This is a genomic window from Streptomyces morookaense, from assembly GCF_013030945.1.
Lineage (GTDB): Bacteria > Actinomycetota > Actinomycetes > Streptomycetales > Streptomycetaceae > Streptomyces > Streptomyces morookaensis.
Window position 1 is genome coordinate 1 of the sequence record NZ_JABBXF010000005.1, and the last position, 9,208, is coordinate 9,208.

Annotated in this window: 8 protein-coding genes; 5 read left to right on the plus strand and 3 right to left on the minus strand. The window is 72.0% G+C overall.

The annotated features are described in order from the left end of the window. The 3 genes from HG542_RS03185 to HG542_RS03195 all read left to right on the plus strand — a co-directional run. Positions 1-1,000, plus strand: a 1,000-nt coding sequence (locus HG542_RS03185; protein WP_171078462.1) for a WD40/YVTN/BNR-like repeat-containing protein, incomplete at its 5' end; no start/stop codon positions are given. A gap of 156 nt (positions 1,001-1,156) precedes the next feature. Then, entirely contained in the window at positions 1,157-2,380 is a 1,224-nt protein-coding gene (locus tag HG542_RS03190; protein WP_229922471.1) for a serine hydrolase domain-containing protein, read from the plus strand. A gap of 9 nt (positions 2,381-2,389) precedes the next feature. Then, a complete protein-coding gene (locus HG542_RS03195; RefSeq protein ID WP_171078463.1) occupies positions 2,390-2,929 on the plus strand; it encodes a class I SAM-dependent methyltransferase in 540 nt (179 codons plus the stop codon). 27 nt (positions 2,930-2,956) lie between these two features. Here HG542_RS03195 and ligD read toward each other — a convergent pair whose 3' ends face one another. Beyond that, a complete protein-coding gene (gene ligD, locus HG542_RS03200) occupies positions 2,957-3,961 on the minus strand; it encodes a non-homologous end-joining DNA ligase (RefSeq protein WP_171078464.1) in 1,005 nt (334 codons plus the stop codon). Between the two features lie 202 nt (positions 3,962-4,163). Continuing rightward, positions 4,164-4,397 (minus strand): chaplin, encoded by a 234-nt coding sequence (locus HG542_RS03205; RefSeq protein WP_171078465.1) that lies wholly within the window; start codon positions 4,395-4,397, stop codon positions 4,164-4,166. A gap of 263 nt (positions 4,398-4,660) precedes the next feature. Between HG542_RS03205 and HG542_RS03210 the strand changes: the two genes are divergently transcribed. Then, positions 4,661-6,337: a bifunctional 3'-5' exonuclease/DNA polymerase gene (locus HG542_RS03210; protein WP_229922472.1), complete on the plus strand. Its 1,677-nt coding sequence runs from the start codon at positions 4,661-4,663 to the stop codon at positions 6,335-6,337. Between the two features lie 648 nt (positions 6,338-6,985). Here the strand turns inward: HG542_RS03210 and HG542_RS03215 are convergent. Further along, positions 6,986-7,426 (minus strand): hypothetical protein, encoded by a 441-nt coding sequence (locus tag HG542_RS03215; RefSeq protein WP_171078467.1) that lies wholly within the window; start codon positions 7,424-7,426, stop codon positions 6,986-6,988. 647 nt (positions 7,427-8,073) lie between these two features. Here HG542_RS03215 and HG542_RS03220 point away from each other — a divergent pair. Beyond that, positions 8,074-8,961, plus strand: a complete 888-nt coding sequence (locus HG542_RS03220) for a hypothetical protein (protein ID WP_171078468.1) — start codon at positions 8,074-8,076, stop codon at positions 8,959-8,961. Positions 8,962-9,208: the final 247 nt, after the last annotated feature.

Sequence of the window (9,208 nt, forward strand, 5' to 3'; positions counted from 1 at the left end):
CGGAGCCGTCACCTTCACCACCGACGACGGCAGGACCCTCGCTCCCACCAGCAGCACCCTCCAGCACACCGGTTACACGCACGGACTGGTGGCCCTGGAGACCGCCGACACGCTGCTCGCCACGCACAACAGCACCCTGCAGATCTCGTCCGACGCCGGCTGCACCTGGACCCCCTTCGCCACGCTCGGCGCCGGCTCCAGCCGGCTCACCGCGGCCCGCGGCGACCGCGCCTACGCCTGGGAGCCCAACGGGCGCCACCTCGCCCGCGTGGACGGCCGCACCGTCACCGCGCTGACGCCGCCCACGACCGCCATCAACGGCCTGGGCACCGACCCCGCCCGCCCGGACCACGTACGCCTCGCCGGCAAGGACGGCCGGCTGTACGACTCCACGGACGCGGGCGCCACCTGGCAGCGCACCGGGACCCTGGCCTTCCCCCGGGGCACCGGCATCTACTCCGTCGCCTTCGACCCCGCGGACCCCGACCACGCCGTCGTGGGTGCCATGGTGCGCGGCGGCGCGGTGACCACGGACGGCGGCGTCACCTGGAGCCCCGTCACCGGTCTGTCGGGCACCGCGGGCGGCTCCGCGAACCTCTTCCGAGCGGCGGTCTCGCCCGCCGACCCGTCCGTGGTCTACGCGCTGGGCATCGACCTCGTCGAGGCCGCCCCCGGCGCGGCCACCGAGGGCCGCCACCTGTACCGTTCGGCCGACGGCGGCCGCACCTTCGCCAGGGTCGTCGACGACTCGGGCGAGACCAAGCTGACGAACAGCACCCTGCTCGCGCCCAGCCCCGTGGACGCGAACGTCCTCTACTTCGAGTTCGGCACCTGGTTCCAGGGCGCGGGCACCGACCTGTTCCGCCTCGACGCCACCACCGGCACGGTCACCAAGACCCACAACCGCTACGACGGCATTTCCGCCATCGCCTTCCACCCCACCCGGCCGAATGTGATGTACCTGGGGATCGAGGAAGTGCGCGTGGACGAACGGCCGTAGGGGCCGTACGGCGGCACGCATGTCGCGCACTCGTTCGGCTGAGTTCTGCGGCCCGGCCGATTGCGGCGCGGCCCGCACGGTAGCGATGAAGTGCCGACCGGCTCGCGGCATGCCGCACCGGTGCGGCACCCGCCGTTCCGGAAAGGCAGGCCGTCCATGCCGATGCGTCGTCCGCTGCGCACCGCCCTGCCGGTCGTCCTGGCGGCAGGACTGACCGGCGCAGGACTCACCGCGGCCCCGCCCGTCTCCGCCGCCCGCACGACCGGCCACCGGATCGGCCATGCGGCCACCCGGGCCGTCATGGGCGGGATCGTGCGCGGCGGGGTGCCCGGAGTACTGGGCCAGGCCCGGGAGGGCGGGCGCGTGTGGAACGCCTCGTCCGGGCTCGCCGACCTCGGGCGGGCCCGGGCCCCGCGGCCCGGGGACCGCTTCCGCATCGGCAGCAACACCAAGACCTTCGTCGCCACCGTCGTGCTCCAGCTGGAGGCCGAACACCGGCTCGCTCTCGGGGACACGGTGGAGCACTGGCTGCCGGGCGTGGTCCACGGCAACGGCAACGACGGCAGCCGCATCACCGTCCGCCAACTCCTCGACCACACCAGCGGGATCTACGACTACACCGCCGATCCCGCCCTGGCCGCCAAGACGTTCGGCAAGGACTTCCTCCGCCACCGCTTCGCCGCCCACCGGCCCCGGGACCTGGTCAGGACGGCCATGGCGCACCGGCCGGTCTTCGCCCCGGGCACCGGATGGAGCTACTCAAGCACCAACTACATCCTGGCCGGGATGATCATCGAGAAGGCGACCGGCCACTCGTACGCGGCCGAGATCCGAAGACGCATCATCCGGCCGCTCGGCCTGCGCGCCACCACCGTCCCCGTCACCTCCATCCGCATCCCCCGCCCCGCCGAGCGCGGATACCTCAGACTCCCCGGCGAGCCACCCGGCACCGCGCTGCACGACGTCACGGCGATGAACCCCGGCGTCGCCGGGGCGGCAGGCGGGATGATCTCGTCCGTGGGCGACCTCCAGGCCTTCTACCGCGCACTGCTGCACGGCCGACTGCTGCCCGGGCGCCAACTCGGGGAGATGCTCACCACCGTGGACACCGGGCACCGGGAGATCGGCCGGTACGGGCTGGGCATCGGCGAGCAGCGGCTCTCCTGCGGCACGACGGTGTGGGGCCACGTCGGCAGCATCCCCGGATTCGTCTCCCTGGTGAGCAGCACGCGCGACGCCGGCCACACCGCGGCGTTCAGCGTCAACGCCTACGGCTTCGCCCCCGACCTGCTCGCCCTGCTCGAAGCGGAGTTCTGCGGCAAGGCCCCGGCCCCGCAGGCGCGAGCCGTCCCCGGCGCCCCGGCGCCCGGAATCCGCTGAGGCCGCCCCGTGCCCCGCACACCGGCCCGCTGCTACCACTTCATCAGCCACCGCGCCATCCGCGCCGCCCTGGGCGACCGCCCCCGCCGTGACGTGCGCTGGATCCCCGCACGCCCGGGCACGGTGTGCGCCGAGATCGGCAGCGGCGGCGGCTTCTACACCGCCGAACTGGCCCGCCACCTGGGCCCGCAGAGCCTGCTCGTGGCCCTGGACCCGGCCGCGGCGGACATCCCGCACGAACCGCCCGCCGCACCGGGCGCCCGCACCGCGTACCTCGCCGGGGACGGCTGCGCCCTGCCCTTCGCCACGGCCACCCTCGACGCACTCCTCTACAGCTACAGCCTGGAGGAAATGCCGGACGCCCGGGCCGCGTTGAGCGAGGCCGAGCGCGTACTGCGCCCCGGCGGCCAGGTGGTGCTGTTCCTGTGGCGGCCCGTGCTCCACGCCCGGCGCGCCGCGTCCGTCCTCGCCCTGTGCCGCGAGCGGTTCGAGGTGGTGCGGGCGGAGCGCGGGATGCAGAACCTGCGGCTGGCCTGCCGGAAGCCCTGACCGGCCGTCGGCCGGCGGCCGTTGCGGTCACGGCCGCTCGCGGACCACCTCTTCGGCGGGCTTGTCCTCGCGCAGCCCCAGGTAGCGGGGGTGCCGGACCCGGCCCGCCGGGGTCCATTCCGTGAAGGCGATCTGCGCGACCAGTTCGGGGCGCACCCAGTGGGCGCCCTTTTCCCGCACCTCGTCGTGGAACGGCGAGCGCCGCTGCTCGAGTCCGTCGAGCCGGTGGCGCAGCGCGGTCAGCACGGCGGTGGAGAACCCTGTGCCCGCCTTGCCCGCGTACCGCAGCAGGCCGTCCTCGAAGTAGCCGAGGAGCAGGGCGCCGAAACCGGTGCGGCTGCCGGCCGGGTCGGTGAAGCCGCCGACCACGAACTCCTGCCCGGTGGAACACTTGAGCTTGAGCCAGTCCCGGGAACGCCGGTGCACGTACGCGGCGTCGGCGCGCTTGGCCACCAGCCCTTCCCAGCCCCGCGCACAGGCCTCGTCCAGCAGGGCCCCGGCATCACCCGTGCGGTGCGTGGTGAAACGCAGCGGCGGCCGCAGGTCGAGGACGTCGCGGAGCAGCGCCTTGCGGGTGTGCAGCGGGAGTCCGGTGGTGTCCACGCCGTTCAGGCTGAGCAGGTCGAAGAGGTAGTAGACGACGCGGACCTTGCTCGCCCTCGCCACCGCCGGGTCGGTGATCTGCATCCGCTGCTGCAGCCGGGCGAAATCCGTCCGCCCCCGGGACAGGGCGACCACTTCGCCGTCGACCGTGAAGTCGCCGCAGTCCTGGGCGTCCAGCGCGTCGGCGAGCTCGGGATAGGCGCCGCCGGCCGCCTGCCCGGTCCGGGAGACCAGGCGCACCTTGCCCGCGCGGCGCGCGGCGAGGAGGCGCACGCCGTCCAGCTTCCGCTCGAAGAGCCAGCCGGCGCCGAACGCCCGGCGTTCGCTCGGCACGGCGAGCATGGGATGGGCGGTGTCCTGCTCCGGGGCCGACCGCAGCCGGGCGAGCTGTGCGGGGGTGAGCCGGTCGAGGGGCCCGGGCTTCACCATCGGCATCCGTCCGTCCCGGGTCGGGAGTGCGCGGGGCGCTGTCGCCTCCAGCTTCCCGCCCGGAGCGGCGGCCCGCATTCCGGATCCGCACGGGAAGGCCGCGCGCCCTCGCCGGGAGGAGGACGAGGAACGCGCGGCCGGTGCGGGCGGAACGCTTCAGCGCCTCACCCGCGGTGCCCTCGGCGGCTGGAACCGGGGCTGCTCACTCGTTGACGAGCGTGTTGCCGGTGGAGCTGTTGAGGATGCCGACCACCGAGATGGTGTTGCCCCCGACGTTCGGGGAGACGCGCGGCGCGACCTGGGCGATGTTCCCGGCGACGACGCCCGGGTCCTTGCAGGTCGCGGCGTGGGCGCCGTCGGCGGTGGCGGTGGCTGCCCCGGCGCCGATGGCGGCGGCGGCCAGGGCGGTCACGGCGGCGGCGTTGCGGATGCTCATGATGTCTCCATCGTGGAAGGGGGGATTGGCAGAGCAAAAGCTCTGGCAAGGAAGAGTCTTGCTCACGGAAAACCGCTTCCCTTACGAGCAGACGATATGTTCATCCCGTCCGGCGATCGCCGGTCCGCCATTGACCACTTGTGGGTGCATACGGCGGCGCCAACCGCCTTGAAATTGACGGAAGTTGTCCGCAGGCCCGGCCGGTGCCGGGCCACCGGTCCCGCCCGGGGCACCGGCGACTGTCAGACCCCGGTGGCAGAGTCGTGCACGTGAGATGGGCAGTGGCAGCAGGGACGGGCGGCGAGGGCGTGCGCCTGTGCCCGGTCGACGGCGAGGGACGGGCCGCCGGGCCGGTCGTGGCGGAACGGAGCCTGGCCGAGGCGGTGCGGGCCCGGCCCGAGGCCGACCGGTGGGTGTGGCGCGCCACGCGGGAGGTCTACGGGCGGCTGCTCGCCGAGGGCGTCCGCGTGGAGCGGTGCTACGACGTAGAGGCCGCGGAGGCCCTGCTCATCGGCCATGAGGAGGGCCAGGCGGGCCAGCCCCGCTCCCTGGCCGCCGGCTGGGCGCGGCTGCACGGGCTGCCCGTGCCGGAGGATCCGCCCGTGCGCACGGCGGAGACCCAGCCCTCGCTGTTCGAGCCCGGCCCGGTGCCCCTGCCGCCGGGCACCGACGAGCTGGACGCCCTCCTGGAGGTGTACGCGGCCCAGCTCGCCCGCACGGAGCGCACCGCGCACCCGGGCAGGATGCGGCTGCTGACCGCCGCGGAGTCCGCCGGCACGCTCGTCGCCGCCGAGATGGGCCGGGCCGGCATTCCCTGGCGCGCGGACGTGCACCGCGAGCTGCTCACGTCCCTGCTGGGCGAGCGCTATCCCGGCGGCCAGGAGACCCGGCGCCTGGCCGAACTGGCAGAAGAGGTCTCGCAGGCGTTCGGCGAGCGGGTCCGGCCCGACCTGGCCGCCGACATCGTCCGGGCCTTCGCCCGCCAGGGCATCGCCCTGACCTCCACCCGGGCCTGGGAGCTGCGGGACATCGACCACCCCGCCGTCCCCGCCCTCCTGGAGTACAAGAAGCTCTACCGCGTGCACACGGCCCATGGCTGGTCCTGGTTGCAGACCTGGGTGCGCGACGGCCGCTTCCGCCCCGAGTACCTGCCGGCCGGCACGGTCTCCGGCCGCTGGACGGCCAACGGCGGGGGCGCCCTGCAGATCCCCCGGGTGATCCGGCGCGCGGTCGTGGCCGACCCCGGCTGGTGCCTGGTCGTCTCCGACGCCGACCAGATGGAGCCGCGCGTACTGGCCGCCATCTCCCGCGACCCCGGCCTGATGGAGGTGGCCGGCAGCGGCCGGGACCTGTACGCCGACCTCGCCGAGCGCGCCTTCTCCGGCGACCGCGACCGGGCCAAGCTCGCCATGCTCGGCGCGATCTACGGACAGACCTCCGGCGACGGCCTCAAGCACCTGGCCGACCTGCGCCGCCGCTTCCCGCGGGCCGTCGCCTATGTCGACGACGCGGCACGCGCGGGCGAGGAAGGCCGCCTGGTGCGCACCTGGCTCGGCCGCACCTGCCCGCCGTCCTCCACCACGGTGGACGACGAGGCGGGCATCCCCCAGGACGAGCCGCCCGCCGCGCCCGGCACCACGGCGGGCGCCCGGGCCCGCGGCCGCTTCACGCGCAACTTCGTCGTCCAGGGCAGCGCCGCCGACTGGGCACTGATCATGCTGGCCGCGGTACGGCAGTCGATCGCCGGACTCCGGGCGGAACTGGTCTTCTTCCAGCACGACGAAGTGATCGTCCACTGCCCCCAGGAGGAGGCGGAAACCGTCGCGGAGGCCATCCGCACAGCAGGCGACCTCGCCGGCCGCACCGCCTTCGGCGAGACGCCGGTGCGGTTTCCGTTCACGACGGCGGTGGTGCGGTGCTATGCGGATGCGAAGGGGTAGGGCAGATGGGACTCGCGCTGATCGGTTGGGAGATTTTCGGGAGATCAAGTCTCCCAGACCTCTGACCATCTCAGGTTGGCCATCGCCCGCTCGACGATGCGCTGGAGTCCTTCGAGTCGGTGGATACGCATCTCCGGGGTCGAGTGCCGGCAGATCCTCTTGATCCCGGGGTACTTGTGGCCAGCCTGCTCGTGGGCCAGGACCGGGTGAACGCCGATCTGAGCCTGGTAGGTGTCGCGCGTGTGCCGCCGGGCCCGCATGTCCAGGCCCGGCACGGCTGCGCCAGACCTGGCTCGCAGGGCTCTGCGGGGTTCGGATGATCCCGAACACGAGAACGGCGAGGACCTGCCGTACGTGGGCGGATCGGTGCGCTACGCGCTGGATTACTACCGCAACCACGGCAAGCATCCGGACGGCCGAGAGATGGGCCGACCGGAACTCGATGCCTCTGACCTGACGATCATGTGGGATGTTGCACCCTTCGGGCCGGTGGAGGAGGCATGCAGCAGGTCCCCCCCTGCTTGAACGGGAGGAACGAGAACAGCCCTGCTGTGAGCGCCGTGCCCGCCGTCTGTCGGAGTGGCTACGCCTCGGTCCCGCCTCGGATGCCCCCGCGGCCCCCGCCCCGAGTCCGGCAGGGACGCGTGCCTACGCGTCGTCGGAGTCGACAGCTGTGCTCAGGTCTCGCAGGGCGGCGTTATAGCGGTGGCGGTCGAAGCGGAACGGGCCGAACGCGGTGTAGTCGCGCGCTGTTCGGTAGGGCTGCTCGAAGGAGTCCCAGGCCACGAGGTCGGCTGTCATGGTGATACGAGCCATGAGGGGCCAGCATCCCCACTCGCCGCAGGAACAGCCGAGCACGGGCATCTTGGGCCCCATGGCGTTGGTGGACGGTCCGTGGAAATGGTCTTCCATCCTGAACCGGTAGTGCTGCGGTGAGAGGCCGCCGTAGGCGTTGCCGGCGGGCCGCATCCCGGCGCTCTTCTCGAAGGTGTCGATGAGCTCGGTCAGCAGCAGGCCGTCGATGCGGGGGACGACTTCGTGCACGCCGTCGTAGTGCTGGCAGTCGAACTGGATCTCGTTGGTGGACATCGCCTGATTCTCCCAGGGCGCCCCTTTTCTCTTGGTCCGGGGGTTATTGGAGGGTGTTGAGGCGTGCTCGACAAACTCAGCAAACTGCCGATCAGCTGTGCCGTCGCATGAGGTTGGTGTCACAGCCGCGATCATTGCGCGGTCGGGAAGTGCGTTGGTGTCGCCGACGAGCCGGCGCGGAAGCCGATGATGCGTGCGTTCATGACGGAGTAGGCCAAGGCCACTACGCACGCTTCGTCGACATGCAGCAGCCATTCCCGGTAGCAGTGGCCCTTGTCCTGCCCACGGGAGACTGCGGTGAGACGAGCAGTTGTGGCGGGGGCGATGCCGTTCTCGGCACAACCGGACGTTCATCCGCCGGACTTCCAGGCAGATCAGCCACCACATCATGGAATGATCCACATATGGGTATAGCGAATGGACTTCCGCCAGGGTGCGGCACGGGCTCGTGCAAGTTGCCGCGTCGGGAGCGGGCGTGGGCGGTCGTGACGTGCATGGTCGGAGCTGTGCTCATGGCCGTTGCGGTCTGGCTCGTCGCAGTGCCGGTGGCCGTCGACGAACGCAGCGAGGCCGCTTTCCGCACAGCGCAGACGTGTCCGCCCGCACCTGCACGGCAGAGTCCGGATTGCGTCAGCCGCCATGACACCGTGATCAGAGGTGTCCGGGAGAAGCATGGCAAGTCCCCGAAGTACTGGGTGGGCGTGCCGGGGAAGGACGGGAAGACCGACTGGATCCGGCTCAAGGACACCTACGCCTTCTCCGACCAGGCGCGCGAGGGCGACCCGATCGCCTTGTACTCCTGGAAGGGAAAGATCCGCGGTGTGGTCACCGGCGACATCAGCTACCGCACCGCCGACACTCCGTTGCGGAGCTGGGGAACCGCGCTCGGCTGGGCGACTGGCCTGTTCTCCACCGGCCTTGCGGTGCTGTGCTGCGGGGTGTGGTGGCGACTGCGCGGGGCGACCCATGGTCGCAGCAGTCCTTGGCAGATCAGTGTGATCAGCTTGGCGGGCATCCTCCCTGGTATCTGCGTCGGCGTCTGGGTGCCGATCTTCCCGGACAGCGTCGGCGCGGCTCTGCGCGGGGCGGGAGCAGCCTTTGCGGTGGTTCTTCTCGGGGCCTTGTGCTGCTGGATGTACTTCTCGCGCAAGGAACGTCAGCAGGGCGACGACATCGCCATCACGCCACGGCCCGGCCCGGCCGAACAGGTCATCAACGTCTTCCTGCCCTACGAGCCGGAGTACTCCGGCAAAGCCCATCTCGTCGTCCAGGCCGACGGCCTGGCCATGAGTCCCGATCCCACCGGCCGGGTGGCCCGTCGGCCGTTGCCCGACGGCCTCACCCTGGTAAAGGTGCGCCACCAGCTGCGCACCGATCCGGGCCCTCATATCAGCGCCGGCCGATCCTTCCACCAGTACTACATCGCCGAGTGCCGAGCCGGCGAGCGCACCCTGCTCTTCGCCGGCAAGAAAGCCGACCTGGAACGACTGGCCGGAGCGCTGTCCACGACGCACAGAGCATCAGCCAACATCTGAACGGCGCCCCCGGGGAGGGAAGGCACCCGCACCCCGGAGTAAAGGGAGTCTTCTCCAGCAGAGCACCAGTGCCGCCGACGGCTACCTTGCATGGGTATCGCATGTTCGGACGTCACCGCGCATCCAACCGCCACGTCCCCAACCCGGTGAACCTGTACCGGCAGATCCCATCCGGTGCTGCGGCGCCTGCAGAACCGAGTCGTTCTGCTCCCGCCCGTGGACGGCGGACAGGGCCGTGTCAGCCTCG

Bases quoted from the DNA above. Each gene is read 5' to 3' on its own strand.
- HG542_RS03190 (WP_229922471.1), top strand. From the start codon at position 1,157: ATGCCGATGCGTCGTCCGCTGCGCACCGCCCTGCCGGTCGTCCTGGCG.
- HG542_RS03205 (WP_171078465.1), bottom strand. From the start codon at position 4,397: ATGAGCATCCGCAACGCCGCCGCCGTGACCGCCCTGGCCGCCGCCGCC.
- ligD (WP_171078464.1), bottom strand. From the start codon at position 3,961: ATGGTGAAGCCCGGGCCCCTCGACCGGCTCACCCCCGCACAGCTCGCC.
- HG542_RS03215 (WP_171078467.1), bottom strand. From the start codon at position 7,426: ATGTCCACCAACGAGATCCAGTTCGACTGCCAGCACTACGACGGCGTG.